The organism is Drouetiella sp. (genome assembly GCF_059504425.1).
The window spans coordinates 50,678-73,486 of the sequence record NZ_JCACIN010000120.1 but is presented as its reverse complement, the minus strand read 5'-3'; the positions used below and the strand labels follow the sequence as shown (position 1 = coordinate 73,486).

General features: G+C 51.9%; 14 protein-coding genes. 1 reads left to right on the top strand and 13 read right to left on the bottom strand.

From position 1 onward, the window contains the following. Nucleotides 1-49: 49 nt before the first annotated feature. Nucleotides 50-1,693 (top strand): CTP synthase, encoded by a 1,644-nt coding sequence (gene pyrG, locus AC5JMP_RS26855; RefSeq protein WP_495854573.1) that lies wholly within the window; start codon nucleotides 50-52, stop codon nucleotides 1,691-1,693. 251 nt (nucleotides 1,694-1,944) lie between these two features. Here the strand turns inward: pyrG and AC5JMP_RS26850 are convergent, their stop codons facing one another. From AC5JMP_RS26850 to AC5JMP_RS26790, 13 genes are all read right to left on the bottom strand, one after another. Further along, a complete protein-coding gene (locus AC5JMP_RS26850) occupies nucleotides 1,945-2,889 on the bottom strand; it encodes an Rpn family recombination-promoting nuclease/putative transposase (protein WP_495854572.1) in 945 nt (314 codons plus the stop codon). Between the two features lie 115 nt (nucleotides 2,890-3,004). Continuing rightward, entirely contained in the window at nucleotides 3,005-4,129 is a 1,125-nt protein-coding gene (gene gcvT, locus AC5JMP_RS26845) for a glycine cleavage system aminomethyltransferase GcvT (RefSeq protein WP_495854571.1), read from the bottom strand. 63 nt (nucleotides 4,130-4,192) lie between these two features. Further along, on the bottom strand, nucleotides 4,193-4,837 hold the full coding sequence (locus AC5JMP_RS26840; protein WP_495854570.1) for a Type 1 glutamine amidotransferase-like domain-containing protein: 645 nt from the start codon (nucleotides 4,835-4,837) through the stop codon (nucleotides 4,193-4,195). 169 nt (nucleotides 4,838-5,006) lie between these two features. Further along, a complete protein-coding gene (locus AC5JMP_RS26835) occupies nucleotides 5,007-6,011 on the bottom strand; it encodes a glycosyltransferase family 2 protein (protein WP_495854569.1) in 1,005 nt (334 codons plus the stop codon). 54 nt (nucleotides 6,012-6,065) lie between these two features. Beyond that, on the bottom strand, nucleotides 6,066-6,986 hold the full coding sequence (locus AC5JMP_RS26830) for a glycosyltransferase family 2 protein (protein WP_495854568.1): 921 nt from the start codon (nucleotides 6,984-6,986) through the stop codon (nucleotides 6,066-6,068). Further along, a complete protein-coding gene (locus AC5JMP_RS26825) occupies nucleotides 6,983-7,912 on the bottom strand; it encodes a glycosyltransferase (protein ID WP_495854567.1) in 930 nt (309 codons plus the stop codon). The genes AC5JMP_RS26830 and AC5JMP_RS26825 overlap by 4 nt, the downstream gene beginning before the upstream one ends. After that, nucleotides 7,909-8,829: a class I SAM-dependent methyltransferase gene (locus AC5JMP_RS26820; protein ID WP_495854566.1), complete on the bottom strand. Its 921-nt coding sequence runs from the start codon at nucleotides 8,827-8,829 to the stop codon at nucleotides 7,909-7,911. Before AC5JMP_RS26820 ends, AC5JMP_RS26825 begins: the two co-directional genes overlap by 4 nt. 2 nt (nucleotides 8,830-8,831) lie before the next feature. Next, complete coding sequence (locus AC5JMP_RS26815) at nucleotides 8,832-10,154, bottom strand: ABC transporter ATP-binding protein (RefSeq protein ID WP_495854565.1); 1,323 nt, start codon at nucleotides 10,152-10,154, stop codon at nucleotides 8,832-8,834. Continuing rightward, nucleotides 10,154-11,014, bottom strand: coding sequence for an ABC transporter permease (locus tag AC5JMP_RS26810; RefSeq protein WP_495854564.1), 861 nt, complete (start codon nucleotides 11,012-11,014; stop codon nucleotides 10,154-10,156). The genes AC5JMP_RS26815 and AC5JMP_RS26810 overlap by 1 nt, the downstream gene beginning before the upstream one ends. Before the next feature lie 316 nt (nucleotides 11,015-11,330). After that, nucleotides 11,331-13,196 carry a protein kinase domain-containing protein gene (locus AC5JMP_RS26805; RefSeq protein WP_495854563.1) on the bottom strand — a complete coding sequence of 622 codons (1,866 nt, stop codon included), beginning with the start codon at nucleotides 13,194-13,196 and terminating at the stop codon, nucleotides 11,331-11,333. 534 nt (nucleotides 13,197-13,730) lie between these two features. Further along, the gene (locus AC5JMP_RS26800) at nucleotides 13,731-14,339 is read right to left on the bottom strand and encodes a lipase family alpha/beta hydrolase (RefSeq protein WP_495854562.1); all 609 of its coding nucleotides are present in this window, start codon (nucleotides 14,337-14,339) and stop codon (nucleotides 13,731-13,733) included. 218 nt (nucleotides 14,340-14,557) lie between these two features. After that, the gene (locus AC5JMP_RS26795; RefSeq protein WP_495854561.1) at nucleotides 14,558-19,777 is read right to left on the bottom strand and encodes a hybrid sensor histidine kinase/response regulator; all 5,220 of its coding nucleotides are present in this window, start codon (nucleotides 19,775-19,777) and stop codon (nucleotides 14,558-14,560) included. Between the two features lie 94 nt (nucleotides 19,778-19,871). Further along, nucleotides 19,872-22,733: a methyl-accepting chemotaxis protein gene (locus AC5JMP_RS26790; RefSeq protein WP_495854560.1), complete on the bottom strand. Its 2,862-nt coding sequence runs from the start codon at nucleotides 22,731-22,733 to the stop codon at nucleotides 19,872-19,874. Between the last annotated feature and the right edge of the window lie 76 nt (nucleotides 22,734-22,809).

Sequence of the window (22,809 nt, the reverse complement as noted above, 5' to 3'; positions counted from 1 at the left end):
CCATGTCAAAATGAATGGTACCCGTAGGCTCTAAGCCAACCGCTTTTCTATGACTAAATTTGTATTTGTAACTGGCGGCGTTGTATCCAGTATCGGCAAAGGCATCGTGGCAGCCAGTTTGGGGCGGCTGCTCAAGTCACGCGACTACTCTGTGTCAATCCTGAAGCTTGATCCCTACATCAACGTCGATCCTGGCACCATGAGTCCATTTCAACATGGCGAGGTGTTTGTCACCCGCGACGGAGCCGAGACAGATCTCGATTTAGGACATTACGAGAGATTTACAGATACCTCCATGTCGCGCCTCAACAGCGTCACAACAGGCTCGATCTACCAGGCGGTATTAAACAAAGAGCGACGCGGCGACTACAACGGCGGCACGGTGCAGGTCATTCCCCATATCACCAACGAGATCAAAGAGCGTATCCTGCGCGTTGCCAAAGACACCAATCCCGATGTCGTGATTACGGAAATTGGCGGCACGGTAGGAGATATTGAATCGCTGCCCTTCCTGGAGGCGATCCGGCAATTCCGCAAAGACGTAGGCGGGCGCAAGAACGTGCTGTACATGCATGTCACCCTCGTACCCTGGATTCCGGCAGCTGGAGAAATGAAGACCAAACCGACGCAGCATTCGGTGAAGGAATTGCGATCGATCGGCATTCAGCCCGATATTTTGGTGTGTCGGAGCGATCGCCCCCTGCCTCAAAACCTCAAAGATAAAATGTCAGAATTTTGCGATGTGCCCGTGGAGTGCGTCATTACCTCACAGGATGTCAGCAGTATCTACGAAGTGCCGATGAATTTAGAGAAAGAAGGGCTTGCCCATCAGGTGATAGAAATTATGCAGCTTGAACAGCGCCCACCTGACCTACACCAATGGCAAACTCTCGTCGAGCGGATGCATCAGCCCAAGCAGCCGATCGAAGTAGCGATCGTCGGGAAGTATGTGCGGTTGTCGGATGCCTACCTCTCGGTGGTAGAGGCGCTACGCCACGCCGCTCTGGCGGGAAGTGCAGAGCTAAACATCCGCTGGATTAACTCTGAAGATATCGATGCTCAGTCGGTCGATCGCCTGTTGGCGGGAGTGCAGGGCATCGTAGTACCGGGGGGCTTTGGACCTCGCGGCATTGATGGAAAAATTATTGCGATCGAGTATGCCCGCACCCAGCAAATTCCCTTTCTAGGACTCTGCTTGGGAATGCAGTGTGCCGTGATTGAATGGGCGCGGAACGTCGCCAAATTAGCAGATGTTAACAGCGCTGAGTTTGATCCCAACTGCCAAAATCCGGTGATTAACCTACTGCCCGAACAACAGGATGTAGTAGATTTAGGCGGCACAATGCGGCTGGGTCTTTGCGCCTGCCGTCTAACCCCCAACACCCTAGCTGAAAAGCTCTATCAGCAAGAGGTAATCTACGAGCGTCATCGCCACCGCTACGAGTTCAATAATTCCTACCGATCGCTCTTCTTAGAGTCTGGCTATATGCTCAGCGGCGTTTCGCCTGACGGTCGGTTAGTAGAAATTATTGAGTTACCTAACCATCCTTTCTTTATTGCTACTCAATTCCATCCAGAGTTTCAATCTAGCCCCAGCAAGTCACATCCCTTGTTTCAAGGATTGATTAAAGCTGCGATCGACCGTACGCAGCCTAGCATATCCACCCCTTCACTGAGTATGGAATTAAACTAGAAATTCACTCATTAAGAATGAGCTTTGTTGAGGCGCTCAAGAGTTGACAAACTGGGGGTCTACAAATTGGGTTCTGGAGTTGAGCAATACCCAACACATCCCAGTCCTATTGAGGTCTGGTGAATGGAGATGGGATAGCTCAAGTGACACCCTACGGCTTGGATTTAAAGCGTTACTCTATGCAGTGAAGGATACAGTGGAGGTGAAATTCTAGGTTATGTGCAAAGCCGGAGCAATTGCTGAAGTGAGCTTCATCCCTGTGCAGATAGCCATGCTTCTAAATCAGCCAAACTCGCAAAATCCAGCAGCGCCTCACCCAACGCTTCCAATGGAGCGATCGGTAAGGCATTGAGCTGAGCTTGAACGAGTTCAGGCAACTCTCCTACCTTTCGGGTAAGCTGGCGCAGAACAAGCGATCTTTCTCGTTGTAGCCCCTGCTCAATGCCCTGCTCAATGCCCTGCTCAATGCCCTGCTCAATGCCTTGCTCCATCCAGCTTGTAACAATTTGCATCACGCCCTCCCGCTCCATTTCCTCCAGTTTACCAATCTCCTCCTGAAACACCTGCGTCTCCTGCCCATTGAGGCGAAGATAGGTGTCTACGAACCCAGAAATCAGTCGAGTTCTTGCAGGGTCAAGCTGAAGCGTTGCCAACAGCCGCAAACATTCTGCTTTGACTCTAGGGCGATCGCCCTCCTCAATCTGCATTTTTGCCATCAGCGCTGCTGCGATCGGATTACGCTGCGTCAGATAATCTCGCCAGTGGAGTCGATTAAGCTGAATCGGGAAGAAGTTAAACTCTACTACCTTGAGGTCATCAAACTCCATAGTGTACTGATGCGCTTCCTCTCGATAGGGTTCATCAAAGGAAAAGACCACGATTGGATAAATGCGTTGCAAATACTTCTGGTGCAGCCGTGAAAAATAGAAAAACATCCGACGGCTGAAATCAGATTCAGTTGAAGATTGATTCTCGATATGAACTAGAAAACCCGTTTCTTGACCCGCTAGCCGCACCTGTGCCAACAGATCGATAATTTTAGTTTCTCCTGTGGTTAAGTCAGCAAAGTATTCCTGTGGCAAAAACCCAACCGAATCTTGCTCAATTAGCTTAGAAACTTGTGGCAGAAAAAGCTCCAGAAACTCAACAAAAAACGTGGAGAGTAGTTCTTTAAACAATCGATCGTGATCAATCATCCTATTACGATATACCGATGTCGCGGGCGGTTGCCCGTAGTGTCGATCATGCGTTCTTTGGCTCTAGATTTTGTGCGTTGCTCTAGCCCGTGAGGTTGAGTTCGTAGCGTCTCTGCTAGAAGTGTGGACTCTTGTAAAACGGTCGCTTTACTACCGTTGCTGAATATGGCTTGCCACGAATTTCAACTTCTAAAATCTGCCCCAACTTACTCAATGCCGTCGTCACGTAGGCTAGAGCAACTGGATATCCTAGGGTCTGGGACAGCGTGCCGCTCGTGACAATTCCCACCTTCTCGCCGTTGTGTAGCACAGGGTAATCGTGTCGGGCAATGTTGCGTCCTGCCATTTGTAGCCCCACCAGACGGCGATCGACTCCCGTTTGCTTCTGTTGTTCTAGGCGCGATCGCCCGATAAAGTCGCCTTTGCGATCAAGATGCACTAACCAACTCAGTCCAGCTTCCAAGGGAGTAGTGGAATCGTTGATATCCTGTCCGTAGAGCGCCATAGCCGCCTCTAGCCGCAGGGTGTCTCGCGCCCCCAGGCCACAAGGCACCACGCCAGATTGCAGGAGCGATCGCCAGAGGGATTCTGCCACATCTGGATCAACCATGACCTCAAAGCCATCTTCGCCTGTATATCCAGTGCGCGCCAAAAATCCGGGCTTGCCTAGCACCGTGCCCTCCAGATGTCCAAATCGTTTGATGGCGAACAGATCCTCCTGAACAAAGGCTTGGAGGGACTGTACCGCCGTTGCCCCTTGGACGGCAATCAGAGCTTTGTTGAGGGAGAGATCTTGAAATTCCACTCGTGACATATCGAGATGAGAGAGTAGCCAGTCTTTATCTTTATCGGTAGTTGCCGCATTGACAATTGTGGTAATTTTCTGTTCTCCTTTTACCTCACCCTGAAAGTAGATAATCAGGTCATCTACGATTCCTGCCGCAGGATTAAGCAGTACCGTGTACTGCGCTTCTCCGGGCTGCAAAGGGCTAAGATCTGAGGGCACTAACTTCTGGAGCTGATCGATTAAATTTGCACCGCTTAAGACAAATTTTCCCATATGGGAAATGTCAAACATGCCTGTCTGCTGGCGTACCGCGTGATGTTCTTGGCTGATGCCGCTATACTGCACAGGCATCTCCCAACCAGAGAAAGGAACCATCCGGGCATTAAGTTCTAGATGTAAAGGATAGAGCGGTGTGCGAGACAGGGTTTCTTCAGCAAGATTAGAATCTGTCATTTTGGTGCGTATTTCCTTGTTTAGTGCTGCCTAATATGGCTTGTCTATAGCTATTTTGATAACTCACACACCTGTTGGTGCCACAGTTATAACATTGCCAACCATCGTCACTGTATCACCTGCAACTATAATTCCATCCCCATCATGGCAGCCATATAGAACTCGTTTCTGCTGATCGGCATAGGACTGCATACGTGCAGAGTCCTCTGGTGTATCTTGCACATGGGGTGCGAATGCAAAATCCACTAGATTCAATCCCTGATCCGTGGTCAGCAATGGGTATGGTGCATCGCCGCACAGCTGAGCCGAGGATATCTTAGGTGTCATAATAATTGCCCCAGCACTCGTGCCAATTAGCACACCTTGATGATTAGCATAATGTCGGAGGCGCTCCTGCAAGCCTCGCTGCTGAAGCCAATACAAGAAGTAATAGGTATTACCACCCGACAAATGAATCGCATCACAAGCAAACAACGGTTCAAGAAGGTCAGGGTCATATGCCACATCAAGTTCAACATACAGCACGAGTTGGAGGTCGTATTGCTGGTAGTACTTTTGTTTTAAAGTGAAGTAATGACGGTTTGGATCACTTGACGAGGAAATATAGCCAATCCGCGCTGCGGTTGTACCTAATAGTTGAATCAAGTAGTGATCCACTTGCTTATTTGCTGCAATGACCTGATCGCTATAGAGCACCAACCGCCGCATAAACCGTCATCTCACCCACATATAGCGCTACGCGCTTAGATCCAATGAGTTATTTTTTGAGAGCTGCGCTCCGCGCAGCTCTCAAAAAATAACTCGTCCTAACTCAATTACGTAGGGCTATACAACACATTAACTTTTGCTTAGGACACTTGCGCAATGGATCGCCCTTCTACTTTCGATTGCACGGATGCCCATCGTCTGATCGATCGCCCGCCGCAATAAGTTCAGTCTTCGTCAGTTTAGCTTCAGTCAGTTTAGCTTCAGTTGGTTTAATGGCTGCACTGACCAACAGCCGCCATCCTTCTCCTTGCCAGGGAAGTGCCTGAATTGCTTTGCATCCGTACAGGAATGCTGTCTGTCTCTGACCGCTATTAAATGCCCACCAGCCATACCGCAGCATAAACTTGTAGCGCGAAGGACGATCGCATCCAGGTCGCCAAGACTCCGTTGCTTCAAAAGTTCCCTTAATTCCTCTTCGTCGCCAAGCCTGACTGCAAACTTCACGAGCCTTTTGACGTTGAAGCGCTCCCTGCTTTTCGCTCACCGAATTAGCATGGAGCCGATATTTCAGCACCATTTCCTTCAAATTTGCCAGCTTTCCTATCTCACCCAACCTCAACCACAAGTCTAAGTCTTCGCAAGGAGCAAGGGTCGCATCATAGGCGCCCACCTGTAGCACTGCCGATCGCCGCATCATGGCGCAAGGATGGTTAATAGGCGTGTGCCCTGCCAGCGCCAGCTTTTGAATTTCCTCATTTTGCTCTGGCATCGCTAGACAAGTAAGCCAGCGACCTTTTTCGTCGATCATGCCATGGGTTCCCCCTAGGCAAACTAGGTCTGGATCTTGCCGTAGCCGCGCCACCTGAAGACAAAAGCGATCGCGCATGGCAATGTCATCTGCGTCCATTCGCGCTAAAAACTCGCCTCTAGCCAGCTTCACCATTTCGTTCAAGGCTGCCACATATCCAGTTTTCTCACGACTAATGAGTTGAATCCGGGCATCCTGTGCCGCATAGCGCTGAAGAATAGCAAGCGATCGATCGCTAGAGCCATCGTCTACGATCAGAAACTCAAAGTCATCAAAGGTTTGGTTGAGAATACTCTCAACCGCTTCCGCCACAAAGCGTTCGGCGTTATGGACAGGCATGAGAACGGAAAGGGTAGGAACACTCATGATGCAAATCGGGCGAATACGGATCGGGTCAGATGCAGATTGATTAGAACTAAACTAGGGAACAGGTTTGGTTAGGGCACAGACAAGCAATTTCCAGCTTTCGGGAGTGGTAGGCTGCAAGGCGATCGCCCTCAGCGCCGAACTTGCTGCCGTGCCGCGCCAGCCGTTGTTAAACGCCCACCAGCCATAGCGATGGAAAAAAGATTGCCGAGAGGGGCGATCGCGTCCTGGGCGATACCAGGGCATTTCTGCTGAAAACTGCCCCACAACGCCGCGCCGTTGCCATGCCCGACGGCAGGCTTCTTGCGCCATCTGATGCTGAAACTCACTGCGTTTGGCGCTAACCGACTGCATATGAAAGCGATATTTCAGCACGGACTGCTTCAAATTTGCCAATTTTCCGATCTCCCCTAGCCGCAGCAGCATATCCAGATCTTCGACCGTCACCATTGCCGCATCGTAACCGCCGATCGCCTCAAGCGTCCAACGGCGGATCATGGCGCAAGGATGATTAACAATAGTGCGTCCAGACAGAATTGCCTGCTGAATTTCGCTGTTACCTTCCGGCATTTCCAGATGTAGCACCGTGCGACCTTTGGCATCGATCAACGCATAGGCTCCGCCTACACACACATGGTCAGGATGCTGTTGTAGAAAAGCAATCTGCGCGGCAAAGCGATCGCTTATGGCAATATCATCAGCATCCATCCGCGCCAAAAACTCGCCTCTAGCCAGCTCCAGCATTTGATTCAAGGTGGCAATGAGTCCTCGGTTTTCCCGGCTAATCAGCCGAATCCGATCGTCCTGCGCCGCGTAATGCCGCAAAATCTGGGGCGATCGATCCGTAGAGCCATCGTCAATAATCAGAAACTCAAAGTCCGTGAATGTTTGCATTAGAATGCTCTCGATCGCCTCAGTCAGGTAGCGATCGCCGTTGTAGACGGGCATCAGGACAGATATCGCGGGGGGCTTCATGACGTTGACTGGAGCCGAGTGGGCAGAGGCTTAATCAGGGCACAGGCGAGAAGCTTCCAGGCATCAGGCAGCAGCGGCTGAAGGGCGATCGCTCGGAGACTGCAAAGCCGCGCCACGTCCCGCAATCCCTGATTGAAACCCAGCCAGCCGCACCGCAGCCAAAAGTCTGCCTGGTGCAGATGATCGGCAGGTTTGCGAATAAACTCTCCCTGAATGCCGCGCCGCTGCCATGCCCGCTGACAGGCTCGGAGCGCGTCATCCGTTTGACGCTGCTGCTGAGCATTGGTGATCGATCGCGGATGCAGCCGATAGTGCAGCAGCACCTCTGGCAAATTCGCCAGCTTGCCCAGTTCTCCCAACCGCAGCCACAAGTCCAGATCTACAGAGGCAATCATTGACTCGTCATAGCCCCCTGCTTGCAATAGCGCCTCCCGTCTCGCCATCGTGCAGGGATGATGCAGCAGGGAAATGCCGCCCAGCAGCAACCGCTGAATTTCGTCATCCGATTCGGGCATCGGACAATGCCCCAGGTAGCGCCCTTGCGGATCGATCCAGTTGACGGCGCTTCCGACACAGACAACTCCTGCATGATCGCGCAAAAATTCTACCTGACGAGCAAAGCGATCGCCCATCGCCACATCATCGCCATCCATGACGGCAACAAATTCTCCGGTTGCCATTGCCAGCAGCTCGTTACGGGTTTTGGCAATGCCGCGATTTTCTCGGCTGACTAGCTTAATTCGCTGATCCTGAGCGGCGTAGCGTTGGAGGATCTGCAGGGCGCGATCGCTAGAGCCATCATCAATAATCAGAAATTCAAAATCCGTGAAGCTCTGACTGAGAATACTGTCTAGACAGGCAGGAAGATAGCGATCGCCATTATACACTGCCAGAGCAACGCTTAAGGTCGGGGAAGTAGAGGTCATAGGCTCTTCCTCACCCGTAGAACAAAAGCGCCTTTTTCGTTGGCGATCCGCTGCACCTGAATACCGGGAAACTCTTGCTGCCAGCGGGTGACAATCGCCTGTTCATCAGCACGATCGCCATCGTCCAACACCACGATTGCGTCCTCGCTGAGGGCAGAAAACAGCATGGGCAGAGCCGGATAGCGAGACTGATGCTGCAAATCTCCGGGCGGGCCGTCAATAATCAGCAGATCGATCGGCTGCAAAATGCCCAGATGGGGCGCAATGTCGTACCATTGCCAGGTCTGATCGGCGATCGTCACAGGCACCAAAGGCGCATGAATCACTTTAGCGATGTTCTGAAGGCTATGACGGGCAACCTGATCTCTAGAAAGATCAGCAAACTGCGCTTCATGCTCCAAAGAGACAACGCTGCCCTCGCCAATTTGCTGCAAGCAGTAGGCAGCAATCAGCGTGGAAATGCCGCTGCTAGCCTCCACGACTAGCTTAGGCTTGTGCTCATGCACCAAAGAAATAATTAAAGCACCCAAATCGGGAGAAATTGCCCACTCGCGCATGGAGGGCAGAGGGTGATTGAGCTTGAGCAGTGAAAAGATCGAAAATAAAGCCTCGGTTTGCCGATAGTCTTGTCTTCTCTGCGCAGAGTTTTGCTGGAATAGTTCTCTGACCAGATCTAGCGCCTGCTCATCTTGGCGATAAATCAGATTTTGAGTTCTGTAGTAGCTTTCGAGCTGAACGCCGATCGCCAGAATGAGCAGCGTCGCCAGCAGTACCGCCAGCACCCATTCAGCCTGGGGTAGCCCTAGACTGAGGACGATCGTGATAGCGATAATCTGCAACCCGCCGCAGATCCATAGCGTTCTTAGCTCCTTTACCCATTTCTTTTGAGTTTTGCGGTTGACTGTTTCTAGTGACATGCTTAACTCCTAATGGCATCTCGGTCTACTTCTCGATCGCCCGACAACAGTTTCCAGGTGCGCGGCTGATAGTAGATGGACTTACTCATGCTGCCATTAGACTCGACTGTAAAGTGAAAAGATTCGCAGATATCGAGAATAAACAGCGCATCTTTTCGCATATCAACCCGCATAGTGTAGGTGCCAGGGGCAAGACCCACTTGAGGCAGATCCACCTGAATCTCGTGATAGCCCACAGACACGTTAAACACCTGTTTGTCATTAGAGCCGCCCATATAGACGATCGTTTGCCCTTCCTTCATCAAGGAAATGCGCAGGTTGAGAGTGGCGATCGCCACCTGCGCAAAAAACTGGATGCAGATCCGTGCCGGATCGCCTGAAGTCAGAGTTTCTAGCGCTTGACCCGATGGATTTTTAAAGCTCAGCGTTACCAGATCTAGTCCCAATGATTCCGATCGAGATTTGCGGGGAAACTGCATCACCCCTGCGGTTTTGCTGACGTTCCCTGAAAATAGATCTGCCTCGTACTGCGCCATCACGGTCTCGGCATTGCCTGTCGCCACGCCATGCCCTTTGTGCAGATAGATAGCATCCTGACACATCGACAGAATCGCTTGGGGATTGTGCGACACCAGCACGAAAGCCGTCCCTTGCTCCCGGAGCTGATGCAGTCGCCGATGGCACTTGCCCAAAAACTGAATGTCGCCCACCGCCAACACTTCATCGATCAGCAAAATTTCTGGATCGGTATGAATGGCGCAGGCAAACCCCAGGCGTGCCCCCATGCCAGAGCTGTAGGTTTGCACTGGAGCATCGATCGCCTCCCCAATTTCAGCAAAATCAACGACCGCCTGAAACCGATCCTCGATCTCCTGAGTCGATAGCCCCAGAATCGACATGTTGGCGTAAATATTTTCTCGCCCCGTCAGCACCGGGCTGAAACCCGCTCCCAAGGCAATTAAAGGCGCAACGCGTCCCCGCACTCTTGCCGTTCCCGCATCTGGCTTGATCAGGCCACTAATGATTCGCAGCAGGGTCGTTTTGCCGCTGCCGTTTACTCCAATTAGCCCTAGCCCCTCGCCCCGCCGCAGCGTCAGATTTACGTCCTTAAGCGCCCAAAATTCGTTGGGGCGCAAGACATCGCTTTTGCGCTTACCCGTCAGCTCTGAGCCAATGTCTTGAATGCCGTAGAAGAGCGATCGCTTCAAGCTGCGACAAAACTTTTTAGAAACCCCCTGCACCGAAAGCACAACGTCGCTGCTGGCAGAGGTAATTTCAGAGGGCGGCTTTGAGCCATTAGAACCGTTAGAACTCAGGCTTTTCATCAGGCACTCATCCGCTCAATCACAAAGGGCAGCGCTACCCGATACACCAGCCATGCCAGCAGCAGCCCCAGACCTGCCACCCCACTTGCCAACCAAAAGCTCTGGGGATCGGTGACTCGACCCAAGATTGCCAGATCTCGCACGGCTGAAAGTAGGGGCGTTGCAGGGTTAAGGCGAACAATTTGGGCAAAGCTGCCCTCCTGCGGCAGAGGGTAAATGACGGGCGTAAAAAACAGCCAAACGCCCGTAGCCAGAGTTAAGCCTCGCGTCACATCCTCATAGAGTGCGGCGATCGGAGCCAGCAGCAGCCCCACCGCAGTTCCCAGAGCAATAAGGTGAAGCAGCGCCACGGGAGCCAAAATTACTGTCCAAGCGATCGGGATTTTGAACCAGAGAAAGAGTCCTATGATCAAAATCAGCTTAATGCCAAAGTTGAAGCCGACTTGACCCAGCTGGGACAAGATAATTGCCTCACGCGGAAAGTTAATCTTTGCCAGCATCGGCTTAGCGGCAGCTACGGCTTGAATTGGCCCCACTACCGCTTCGGTGAAAGTTTGCCACAGCGCCATGCTAAACATCACGTAAGCGGGGTAGGGTATTGCCGTTGCGCCTACATTTAAGACATTGGCGTTACTCGCTAGAGTTAAACCTAGTGCGGCGGCGATCGGCGGCACAAACGCCCAAAAAATGCCCAGAAGCGATTGGCGATACTGCGTATTGATGTCTCGCACCAGCAGCCGCCACGCCAACTCCCGCGATGCCATCAGATCGCGTCCCATGTCTCGGAACAGCCGTAAGGGATGACGGAGTTGACTTTCAGATGTATGCGTAATCTCAGATAGATGCGAATGCCTTGGCATGAATAACCTTTCGCCCCAGCGACCCACCCAAACTGTAAAGGTCGTTTACGTGGAAATACAAGGGCTAAATCTTACCTTCATAAAACCACTACTTAAGCTTTATATTGAACCTCTTGCAAATTAGGTTTAGTGAAGCTGCGCCCCCACTAAACCTAATTCCAAAACTTTAATTTGCAAGAGGTCTATTCAAAATATTCAGATCTAGTGAGAGGGGTATGGCATTACGTAATTAAGTTAGGACGAGTTATTTTTTGAGAGCCGCGCTCCGCGCGGCTCTCAAAAAATAACTCGTTGGATCTAAGCGCGTAGCGCTATATTAGAAAATCTTCTCGGTACAAATCTCTTCAGTACGCCGCCAGATTTTAATCGTTTCATCAGCACTGCCGCTGACTAGCCTCTGTCCATCGGGGCTAAAAGCGATCGCATTTACCCCCCAAGAATGCCGCAACAGCGCCAGACGACTCCCTGACGCTATGTCCCAAAGCTTGATGCTATTGTCTTCGCTGCCGCTAGCAAACAGCTTTCCCGTCGGGTGCATCGCTAGACAGTTGATTCGATCGCGGTGTGCCGAAATTACCCGCAACTGTTCCCACTGAGAATCCCACAGCTTGATTGTTCTATCCCAGCTTGCAGTAATCAAAACAGAGCCATCTGGCGTTAGAGTCAGGGCGCTAACGCGATCGACATGCCCTCTCAAAGTCCGAATCACCTGACCATTGCTTAGATTCCACAGCCGAATAGTCTTGTCGTAGCTGCCGCTGATGAGCTGTCCTTGAGGATGAATCGCTAAGGCGCTGACTCGCTCTTGGTGCTGAGCCAGGTTGGCGAGCAGTTCATTTGTTTCTGGCTCCCAGAGCTGAATCAGCCCGTCGCCACTGCCGCTGGCTAGCAAAAAGCTTTGCGGATCAAAGGTGACCGCTGAAATCTCCCAGCCATGACCGGGCAGCGTGCTAATGAGCGTCAGTTTTGCCAAATCCCACAGCTTAACGCTGCCATCGCTGCTGCCGCTGGCCAGAATCCGACCGTTGCGGCTAAAGGCAAGGGCGCTAATGCGGTCTTGGTGCCCCAAGGTTGAGCCACTGATATTTGACCAAAGATTTGACCACGATCGCCCCCCAAAAGTGTGCAGCAGTTCTCCAGAGTCCAGCCGCCATAGCTTGACGGTTTTGTCTCGGCTGCCGCTGGCTAAAGTGCGACCGCTAGGGCTAATGCTCAGTGCCGTGACTTCGCCCTCATGCCCGGTGAGGGTGCGATCGCAAATCCATAACCCGGACGGATGGCTGCTCTTAGTAGGCTGACTCCGAGCGGCAGGTAGATTTTGCAGAACTTCAGCGGCTGACTGGTAGCGCTGGCTCAGACCTCTTTGCAGTAGCTTATCCAGCACTTTTCGCAGTCGGCTGGTGACAGGTTGGGTGAGATACTGCCGCCATACCCACGCATCCTCGCTCACCGAGTAGAGATCGAAGGGGTGAATTCCTGTCAGTAGGTGAACGCAAGTCACGCCTAGGCTGTAGAGATCGCTAGCAAAGACTGCTTTACCCATCGCCTGCTCAGGAGCCACATATCCGGCGCTGCCAATCAGAGTTCCGGTGCGGGCAGTCGTTTTCTCAGCATATTTGGATGCGCCAAAATCGACTAGCACCAACTTACTGCCCGATCGCGGACGCACAATATTTTCAGGCTTAATATCTCGGTGAATCACCTGGCGGCTGTGGACAAATTGCAGAACGGGCAGCAAATCTGCCAATAGCTCCCAGATTTGAGCTTCACTCCAGGTGTCCTCCTTCTCCAACACCTGCTCTAGGTTCTGTCCTTCTATGTACTGCTGAATTAAGTAGAATCCATCTTCCCATGCCAAATGATCCAAGAGCCTAGGGATCTGCGGATGCTGTCCTAGTTCTGTAAGCTGAGCCACTTCTCGCTGAAATAAATCGCCGATCCGAGGAGCGCCGGGACTGTTGAGTCCTAAACTACGCGGCAGGATCTGTTTGATGACACAGCGATCGCTCTTCTGCCCCTGCTTATCGATCGCCAGAAAAGTTCTACCAAAACCACCTTGTCCAATCACTTCTAGAGCTTGGTAGCGATCGCCCACCCATAGCTTCGCTCCACAGTTTTGACAGAATTTTGCATCCTCTGCATTACGAGGCTTCTGGCAAACGGGATTCAGGCAATAGCTCATACAGGGCGATCTCTAGAGGCTCAGCTCTATCTTGACACTAGCTACATAGCCTAGACACACAAAAATATCACCCTTTAGGGGGATAGTATTGCGTCAGCGAGATCGCTATCCTAAACACTATCTGATACCTAAGCAGTTTGTTCGCCCGACAGGAGACTGTCGGGCTTTTTGTTGGCACTCTTTACGGAGTTGGCTTATTCAATTGGTTGCTCCGAACTTATCATAAATTTGGGTCAGAATAAGGCTTCAAAGACGTTTGACAAAGAATTGCCCCTATGGAAGTTATAGACCTACGTAATTGAGTTAGGACAAGTTATTTTTTGAGAGCCGCGCTCCGCGCGGCTCTCAAAAAATAACTCATTGGATCTAAGCGCGTAGCGCTATACCAAGCAGCTGCTCACCAAGACGATATGACGCTTGCAGCCAAGCCTTGTTCCAGGGAAGTTTTGGGGCGTAGAAATTAATTGCTAGCGATCGCCTGAAACAGTTCTGCGAGCGACAGTTTTACGAGCGACAGTTCTACGAGCGATAGTTCTACGAGCAGGGCTGCGCTACTCTCAAAGGCTCGGAAAGAGCTTCGGCGATCGCTAACAAGCTTTTGGCATCGCTCACCATCCAGGCATGTCCTCCCACCCACACTTGGCGATTTTTGCCAACGGGCATTTCCGAGCTATTAGCCGGGACGATCATAGAGTCGAAGGGAGTCCAGATGGAGGTGAAGTTGAGCTGCTCTAGCTGCCAAGCATCGCGGTTAAGGTCGTTCAAAAATTCGCTGTTAACTCGCATCTGGCTGGCACCTAGGTTGGGACGCAAAAGCGCTGACCAAGTGCCGTTGTGGGGCGAGGCTAAAGTCACAAGTCGCTGCACTTTCTGCAATCCGCCTAGCCGCTGCACATAGTAGCGGCTGATGATTCCACCCATGCTGTAGCCCACCAGATCGATTAATTGATCAGGCGCAAAAGTTTTTTTGACGTAAGCCGCCACCTGTTCAGCCAAGCAATCTAACCCAACATCACCATTGCTTGGCACCAGATCGATCTCATAAACTGACCAACCTAGGTTTCTGAGAGCTGGAGTCAGAGTCTCAAAAATAGCGCAGGTATCATCAATTCCATGAATCAGGACGACTGGATTATGGCGCATAGGTTGCACAAATTGACTGAAAGGCTTAATTATTTTTACTGTTCTCTCTGACCACCGTTCTTTTCTACCATAGAGGGAAACGATCGCCTCTCAGGGGGCTTGTGGACAGATCTTGAAAACGTCTACCTATTAACCGCTGCGAATTTCGCACATGATTTTTTTGAAGGCGCTCCGCACCCTTTCAGAAAAATCATACCCAGACTAAGCGATGCCGACCGCTATAGGTTTGTATTCACTAGCACTTCACCTTTTAGCATCCGCTGAGCAGCATCCAGCAATCCTTCCTCTAGGTAGGGCTTGGTGAAGTAGCCTTTTGCCCCCAACTGCACAGCCATCTGGCGGTGACGATCGGCTCCTCTAGAGGTCAGCATGGCGATCGGCAGGTGCGCCAGCGCCGGATCTTTTTGGATGCGGGAAAGTAGCTCTAGCCCATCCATGCGCGGCATTTCGATGTCGCAGAATACTAGGTCGCAGGGCAGACCCGATCGCAGTTTCTCCCAGGCTTCCTGTCCGTCGCGAGCTTGCTCCACCCGATAGCCCACTTTGTTGAAGGTCATGGAGAGTAGCTCTCGCACCGTGATTGAGTCGTCCACGATCAGCACCGTCGGCTCTGTCTTCAGGTCGGCAGGCTCAGGCGGCAGTTCATCGCTCTTATCCCAAAGCGAACTACCTGCCTCTCTGCGGATGCGGCCTTCGGAGAGATCGATCAGCTCTAGCACATCGGCGATCGGCATAATTCGACCATCCCCTAGAACCGTTGCTCCGGCAACGCCGACAGGTTTTGGCACAGGACCTTCAAGCTGTTTGATCACAATTTCCTGTTCGCCCAACACCTGATCGACCTGGAGCGCCAGATAGTTACCTGCGCTGCGCAGGACGACGATCGAGATAATATCCTCTTCTTGATTACCGCCATAGACGCTACCCCGACCCAACATCCGGTTATAGCCCAACAGCGTCGAGAGCGACTGGAACGGCAGCAAGGCATCCCGCCAATAAATGCTGGTTCCCCCCTGCTCATCGGTTTGAATGCGCTCTTTGGGCACGTCTAGCATATCTTCTACCCCATCCATGGGGAAGGCAACCCGCGCCCGATTGCTGATGCAGCACAGCGCTTTTGAGATACTGAGGGTCAGGGGTAGCCGAATGGTGAAGGTGGTGCCTTTACCGATCGTCGAGTCAATGCTAATCACCCCGCGAATCTCATTCAGGTTGCTTCGCACCACATCCAACCCTACGCCACGTCCCTTCAAATCGTCCACTTGGTCAGCGGTGCTAAAGCCATGATGGAACAGCAGATCGTACACATCCAATCGCGTCATTTCTTTCGCTTCGGCTGGAGTCACTAGCCCCCTCGCCACCGCCTTAGATTTAACGTAGTCTGGGTCGATACCGCCGCCATCGTCGCTGACAGAAATGATGGTTTGGTTGCCTTGATGAAAAGCCCGAATGGTGATCTTTCCGGTGGGCGGCTTACCGCCAGCAACCCGCACAGCCGGAGTTTCGATCCCGTGCGCCACGGCGTTATTGACCAAGTGCGTCATGGGATCATAAAGCTGTTCCACGATCATCTTGTCAATCAGCGTGTCGCGTCCTTCAATGTGTAGCTCTGACTGCTTGCCATACTTGAGGGAGTTGTCGCGTACGCCTCTGGGCAGGCGATCGGCTGTTTGGGCGAAAGGCACCATGCGCGATCGAGTCAAACCTTCCTGAAGCTGAGTAGTAATCTGCCGGAAGTTCCGAGTGACCTGGTCGCTTTCCTCTACCACGAAGTCAATGTCTGATGCCGACTCCCGTACTCGAACAATCAGCTCAATCATTTCCTGCGACAGCGTATGGAAGCCTGTGAAACGATCCATTTCCAGGGCATCAAAACTCGCTCCTGTGGCGTGGTTTGAGGGCGCTGGAGCAAAGCTGCTCTGGGGCGAAAGATGGTAGCTGCGGCGGTTCGACAGGAGGGAGCTTTCGAGGAGCGATCGCTCATATAAATCTCGCATTCGCTGCCCGACATCACTCAGCTGCTGCACCTGATACAGCAAGTTATCCAAAAACTGGCGCAGTCGCTCTTGGGCTTGCTCCAGGCTATTACGGTTCACCACCATTTCCCCAACCAGGTTGTTCAGGTTATCCAGGTGCTTTACCGACACCCGCATGGTTTGGTCACTGAGGACGTTACGGCGATTGGTGCGACGGTTGGCAGGAGTTGAAGCCTGACGATTGCTCCTTTGAGCAGAGGAGCCGCCCAGCTTTTGCTTGACATCTTCCAGGAGATCTTCTAAATCGCCGAACTCGTCTTCTGCTTCAGACGACTCTGTGATCTGACCTATCTGTGAGGAGGCGATCGTCTGAGAAGAGGCATGGGATGGTTCTTCGCCCAACATGGCTTCTAGATCAGCAAAGTCATCTTCCTGCACAGCAAGTTCAGCGTTTGCCTGAGAGACTTCGCCCAAGGCACTGTCTTCTAGCATGGCTTCCAGGTCAGCAAAGTCGTCTTCTGTGTCTAGGGTGATTTCTTCCGACAATGACTCTGATAGGCTCATCTCCGCATCAGGCATTTCGTCTTCAGCAGATTCAAATCCTTGGATGTTTTCCTGTATGGAAACTTCAGGGTCTATTGCAAAAAAGGGATCAAAATCCGCCTGCTGGATAGACTCGCTGCTAGAAGCTGCATCAGGTTCCAGCAGATCAATTGGCTCTAGCGTGTCGAAGATCTCAGCATCAGAGGCTTCAGTATCAGATATTTCAACATCGGAGGCTTCAACCAACGAGCCGGAAAGGGCGATCGGCTCTGGTTCTGGAAATGTTATCCAATCTAAATCTGACGAGTTTGGCTCAGATGGCTCAGTGTCTTCATCAGGCTCATGATGATTGAGTTCAGCCCTGTCTGACCCGCTGCCCACCTCATTGCCATCAAAGCTGAAGTCGAACGGTGCAGCTTCTACGTCAACAGAATTCTCTGAGCCAAAGATTGCATCTAAGTCTGAAGCTGAGCCGTCTAGCTCTGAGCTATCTAGATCTAGGCTATCTAGTTCAAGGCTGCCTAAATTAGAGGTCAGATCACTCTGTTTGAAGTCTTCTGAAACATCCTCTAATACTGGCGTTGGCAGATCCATCGACAGGTCTAGAGAGAAACTTGAATCGTCATCTTCTAGGAAATTCGATAGATTCATTGCCGATGACTGATCGAGTTCATCTGCGATCGCCCCCTCGGCAGGTTCACTCTCAAAGAAAGGATTTAGATCTAAATCATCGACCTGTTCAGCTTGATCCGCGCTGTTGAAGTTCTCAGAGCCAAAGTTCTCAGAGCCAAAGTTCTCATCAAAGTTCTCAGGGCTAGAGCTGTTCAGATCCGCACTTGTCGAGGGGTTTTCAAACCAACTGAACTCTTCAGAAGTTGATAATTCAGTCGTTGATCCTGCTTCTAGAGGAAGGGCGATTGCGGCATCTTCCCAGGGGTCAGCTGGCAAATCCAAGCGGCTCGATTGCTCAGTCTGAGAGAGACTTTCTAGTTCAGGCTCTTCAAAGCTGTCTTCAAACAGTGAACCCGATGTCAGCGCCTCGCCGAAAATGGCATCTAGCTCGCCCAGTTCAGAGGCTGCGGTGTCAGCAGGCAAATCTGTGGTTGGAATATCCTCTAGACCTGCCATCAAATCATCAAGGTTCTCAAAGGCATCCGCATTTCTGGAACCTGTGGTACTTACTCCAAACAGATCCTCTTCCGTCTCGTCAGGTTGGGTGGAATTGCCAAACAAGGCATCCGCAAAGTCTTCTGGCTGGGACGAATCAATCTCAAATTGCAGCTCATGACCTGATGCTTCGATCGTCTCAAACAGTCTATCCGTCTCAGACTCGTTACCAGCAGGGTCGGACGATTGTGAAATATTGAAGGACTGAGAGGAGCTTTCCAGCAGTCCTGACAGGTCTTCTTCTTCAAACCCATCCAGTACCAGATCTTCTACGCCGTCTTGGTCAAACAGAAAATCAGAAAAATCGTTGGATGCGCCCACCTCTGACGTTTCCGAAAACTGCTCAGTGGCTCTATCAACTGGCTCTTCTTCCCAAGACAGTCCTAAGTTAGGAACTTCGCCCTCAAACAAATCTGCCAAAGAGTTGAGTTCGATCGCACTCATTTCAGATCCCAGGTACTCGTCCCCTTCCTGGAGGAGCGAGCTGGAAGAGTTGAGGTTGCCGCTTGCTTGAGGTAGACCTGATTCTTCAAGGGGGAGCAAAGAATCTGATGCCATCTCCTGCGTTGTATTTGAGGAGAAATCAAGGGCGGAGAAATCGAGTTCTGCCCTCTCAGCTTTGGGCGATCGCAAATCAAAATCTAACCCCTCTGCTTCTTGAGAATCCAGGGTAGAAGCTGGGAGCACATCCGATTGATCTCGCTCGTTTGGCAGCTCAGGTGGCTCAGGATTGAACCAGTTGTCTGATAGCGGATCGGACAGATCGGCTTCAAACGGTGATGGGGTTGAGGAATCCGCGAAGTCAGAGAAGTCGTCGAAGATAGATGGTTCGTTCAGATCGCTCAGCGGCTGAGCAACATCGACGGCTGCCAGCAAATCATCAAAGGTATCCGTAATCTCGTCCTCGGCTTGAGGAGGCATCAGCTCTAGTAGAGCCTGACCTGCTGTAATTGCAGCCTGATCGCCCACTAGCACCTGCTCTTGGGCGCGTTTAATCTCTTTGATAACAACAGGAGCCAGAGTCCGATACGTATTGTCAGGATTGCCGATCGCTCCTTCAGCCATTCCTAGCAGCGTGCACCAGTTGGGCAGATCGAGCTGTTCTCCGAGCCGCGACAGGGTGCGGCAGATTTGCTGGAGCCGTTGGCGGCTATCGGATGTGTCCGCCTGTTTGAACACTTGCAGCATCTCCCGCAGCTGTGCTGGCACATCGCTTTGGAAGATGAGCTGAAGCGCACTTTCTTCACGGGCGATCGCAGGCGGCTTGGGTGCAGGTTTCACAGGCGCGGCAATCGGCAGCTCCAGATCTTCTGGAAGCGCACTGCCCGATTGACTCACTAATAGGGTCAGGTGTTGACCGAGTTCAGCAAACACTGGCTCTACTTCCGCCATGGCTTCTTGAGCGCGATCGTCCGTCAAGCCAAACGGCCCCTGAAGCTGATCGACCAGCTCTTGCAGCGTATCAAAGACTCTCAGAAACAGGGACTCAAGGCGCTGATCAACCTTGACTGGGCATTCCTTCAAAATTTTGAAATAGTCTTCCAGCCGATGCGCCGTATGCTGAATGCTAGTCAGCCCCAACATGGCAGCTCCACCCTTGACAGAGTGCGCCGCTCGAAACACTTCACTCACCATTTCTGGATCGGCGATCGTGCTCTGGAGATTCAACAACCCTTGCTCAAGGGTATTGAGGTGGTCTTTTGCCTCCTCAATGAAGTAGCCCATGATCCGCTGTTGTTGTTCCGACAGCATAGCCTTGTTCCTCTGTGATGATGGTGGGCGATCGCCCTTAGCTAAAACTTACCCAATCCGACTGCATAATCTGCTCGCCAGGTCTTCTCAACCGTCAAACTTTCTCGACTCTAAACCGTTCTACAGAAGCCAGCAGATCGCGGGCAACCCCCACCTGGTTTTGCAGTGAACCGGATACCCGCTGCGCTTCCTGAGAAGTCTCTTGGGCGGTCAGCTCCACTGACTGCATCACCTGCGCCACGTTGCGAGAGGTTTCGGTTTGCTCGACTGTGTCGGCGGTAATCGATCGCACCAGCACGTCAATCCGGTTAGAAACCTGAATGATATCCTCTAGCGATCGCTTCGCCTGTTCCGCCAATCGCGTGCCCTCAATTACTTGCTGCGTCCCTTCTTCCATGGCCGTCATCACCGACCCTGTTTCGCCCTGAATCTGCAACACGATTTGCTCAATTTCTTTGGACGCTTTTGCCGCGCGATCGGCCAACTGCCGGACTTCATCTGCAACAATGGCGAAGCCTCGACCTGCCTCACCTGCTCTCGCCGCCTCAATACTGGCGTTTAAAGCCAGCAGGTTCGTTCGAGAGGCAATTTGCGAAATCAGGGCCACAATCTTCGAAATCTCCTGGGAAGATTCTGCGAGTCGCTTCACCTTGCGAGTCGTTTCAGCAACCGTTTCGCGGATCTCCAAAATACCCGACACCGTGCGTTCTACCGCCTCACCGCCTTTAAGCGCAGTTGCCGATGCCGATCGCGCCACTTCCTCTGCCTCACGGGCGCTTTCAGCCACCCGTTGAATCGAGTCCGTCATCACCTGCACCGAGTTGAGGGTAACGGCAAGCTCCTCGGCTTGGCGTAGAGCGTCCGATGAGAGCGATCGGGCAAAGATTTCGTTCTCAGTGGAACTTTTCGTCACCTGCCGTGCCGCCATTTTCACCTGCTGCACAATTTCCCGCAGGTTTTGAATCGTCAGGTTAAAGGAGTCGGCAACTGCGCCCAGCACGTCTGCCGTCACCTCAGCCTGCACCGTCAGGTCACCTCTCGCCGCGCCTTCCACGTCATCTAGCAAGCGAATCACCTGACGCTGCAAATCTTCTTTTGCCTGCTCCTGCTCTTCTGCCTTCCGCTGAGCTTCGCTAGTCGTCGTCAAAATCACGCGCGCCATCTGATTAAAGCCCGTTGCCAACTGACCAAACTCATCTTCAGAATGGACGGTTGCTCTTGCGTTGAGGTTGCCCTGAGAAACTGCATCAAACTGATACTGCAAGTCGGTCGCCGTCTGGCGAACTTGCTTGGTCAAAAATCCTCCTAAGCTGGCCGACACACCAAATCCTGCCAAGCCAGCCGCAACGCTCATCAGCAAGCCTGCCGGAGTCAGGTAGGGCAGCACGGTTTCCTTGCGCTCTTGGGGCACAGTCGTAGCAAAGCCAAAATAAACGGTCGCGGCTGCCAGCGCCGAAACCACCCCAGTGGCTCCTGCGATAATCCATTTCTTAGTGACTAGGGGGGCATTTTCTAACGGAGCCGCCCAGCCTTGATCCAGACTGGCATCAGGTTCAGCGCGTCCGTCGGAGGGGGCAAAGGATGGCAAATGGTCGGAGGTGGTTGAAAGCGGAAAGACCTCATCTTCTCGAATAACCGAATTATCACTGCCGCTGTCGCCAAAGTCGAAACTGACAGCGCTGTTGGTTAGTGAGGCGCTTGCCGAGGAGTGCATTCCAGAAGTGCCGATCGAAGGACTTGTAAAATCCACGGAGTTATCGGATAGGTCAAAATCAGGCAAGCTGCCGAGATCGTCAAACTCATCAAATTCATCTAGGAAATCAACGTTACTGCGTCCACCAGAGATACTGCTGCTTGAGGCAGAGCCTTGGTTTGAGGCAAAGCCCTGTTCTTCTAAACCTTCGAAATTGAAGCTATTGCCGCCTGAAACGAAGGTATGATCCTCTTGCTCGTAAAGATTCTCATTGTAAGAAGATTGAGAATCATCATTAGAAAGGGGTGGCGAAGCGTAAGTTTGCGCATCATTCATGGGTGAAGAATCTAGCTCCTCTGCCCCCATGAACAGCGTGGCATCTTCAGCAGAACGTAAATTAAAGCCTCCCCGCGATCCTTCGCCATAGGGAGATGAGGGCGCTATGTCGTCTAGGGGCGGAAAGCTCGTGTCATCAAAGTCATCTAGCTCATCCAGCGAGAAGGGGGCATCGCTAGAGCTAATATCCGTGAAGGATTGAGCGGTGGTAAAGGGCTGGTTAGCCTCTCCGTAATCTTGAAAGGGGGCATCTGTTTCGGCAAAGGGGTTGGCAAAGGGAGACTCTTCTTGGGTGTCAAAGGGATCGTCCCGGTCAGGATTGCTTTGATAAGCACCTGCATTGCCTTCATCCAGACTCAGATCGGCAAAATCAAAATCATCGACTGGCTCTTGAGGCTGGCTAGGTTGGGCAGCTGGGTTGAACTGAAAAGGCGATTGAGAATCAAGGGTGCTGACAAAGTCTGAATCAATATCTGAGAAATCGCTTGCCGAGAAGTCTGGTTCCGCAAAGTCTTTGTCAGAAAAATCTGCATCTGCGGGATTCTGATGCATAAAATCTTGATTAGAAATCCCGCGATCGGCGAAGTCTTGCTCAGAGAACGGCTCAGCCTCAGCCTGCTGACCTGCCTGAGGGTCGAAACCATCCGCCGTGACAAATTGGTCGGCATAGGTCAAGCCATTGTTGGCGTAGTTAACAAATTCGACATCGTCGGTCAGTTTGAGAACCGATTGATACTGTTCACAGGCAATAGCAAACTGCTGAAGCCCATAGCAATAGATATGCCCACGCAGCAATCGGACGCTCGGATCGCCTGGATGCATCTCGACTAACCGATCGATAATTGCCGCTGCTTCCTCATAGCTGCCAAGCATGTAGGCTCTTTCGGCTTGTTGATATTCACTTGCGAATCCGGTGACTGATCCCATTTAGTTTCTCCTGCCCATGCAATGATCCGAGTTATCTGAATTTGAATGGTCTGAATCTGAGTTGTTTTAGGGTTGC

What these genes read in the sequence shown, in the direction of transcription:
- pyrG (WP_495854573.1), top strand. Translation starts at nt 50, where the DNA reads ATGACTAAATTTGTATTTGTAACTGGCGGCGTTGTATCCAGTATCGGC.
- AC5JMP_RS26810 (WP_495854564.1), bottom strand. Translation starts at nt 11,014, where the DNA reads ATGCCAAGGCATTCGCATCTATCTGAGATTACGCATACATCTGAAAGT.
- gcvT (WP_495854571.1), bottom strand. Translation starts at nt 4,129, where the DNA reads ATGACAGATTCTAATCTTGCTGAAGAAACCCTGTCTCGCACACCGCTC.
- AC5JMP_RS26835 (WP_495854569.1), bottom strand. Translation starts at nt 6,011, where the DNA reads ATGAGTGTTCCTACCCTTTCCGTTCTCATGCCTGTCCATAACGCCGAA.
- AC5JMP_RS26800 (WP_495854562.1), bottom strand. Translation starts at nt 14,339, where the DNA reads ATGCGCCATAATCCAGTCGTCCTGATTCATGGAATTGATGATACCTGC.
- AC5JMP_RS26805 (WP_495854563.1), bottom strand. Translation starts at nt 13,196, where the DNA reads ATGAGCTATTGCCTGAATCCCGTTTGCCAGAAGCCTCGTAATGCAGAG.
- AC5JMP_RS26830 (WP_495854568.1), bottom strand. Translation starts at nt 6,986, where the DNA reads ATGAAGCCCCCCGCGATATCTGTCCTGATGCCCGTCTACAACGGCGAT.
- AC5JMP_RS26795 (WP_495854561.1), bottom strand. Translation starts at nt 19,777, where the DNA reads ATGCTGTCGGAACAACAACAGCGGATCATGGGCTACTTCATTGAGGAG.
- AC5JMP_RS26815 (WP_495854565.1), bottom strand. Translation starts at nt 10,154, where the DNA reads ATGAAAAGCCTGAGTTCTAACGGTTCTAATGGCTCAAAGCCGCCCTCT.
- AC5JMP_RS26790 (WP_495854560.1), bottom strand. Translation starts at nt 22,733, where the DNA reads ATGGGATCAGTCACCGGATTCGCAAGTGAATATCAACAAGCCGAAAGA.
- AC5JMP_RS26820 (WP_495854566.1), bottom strand. Translation starts at nt 8,829, where the DNA reads ATGTCACTAGAAACAGTCAACCGCAAAACTCAAAAGAAATGGGTAAAG.
- AC5JMP_RS26840 (WP_495854570.1), bottom strand. Translation starts at nt 4,837, where the DNA reads ATGCGGCGGTTGGTGCTCTATAGCGATCAGGTCATTGCAGCAAATAAG.
- AC5JMP_RS26825 (WP_495854567.1), bottom strand. Translation starts at nt 7,912, where the DNA reads ATGACCTCTACTTCCCCGACCTTAAGCGTTGCTCTGGCAGTGTATAAT.
- AC5JMP_RS26850 (WP_495854572.1), bottom strand. Translation starts at nt 2,889, where the DNA reads ATGATTGATCACGATCGATTGTTTAAAGAACTACTCTCCACGTTTTTT.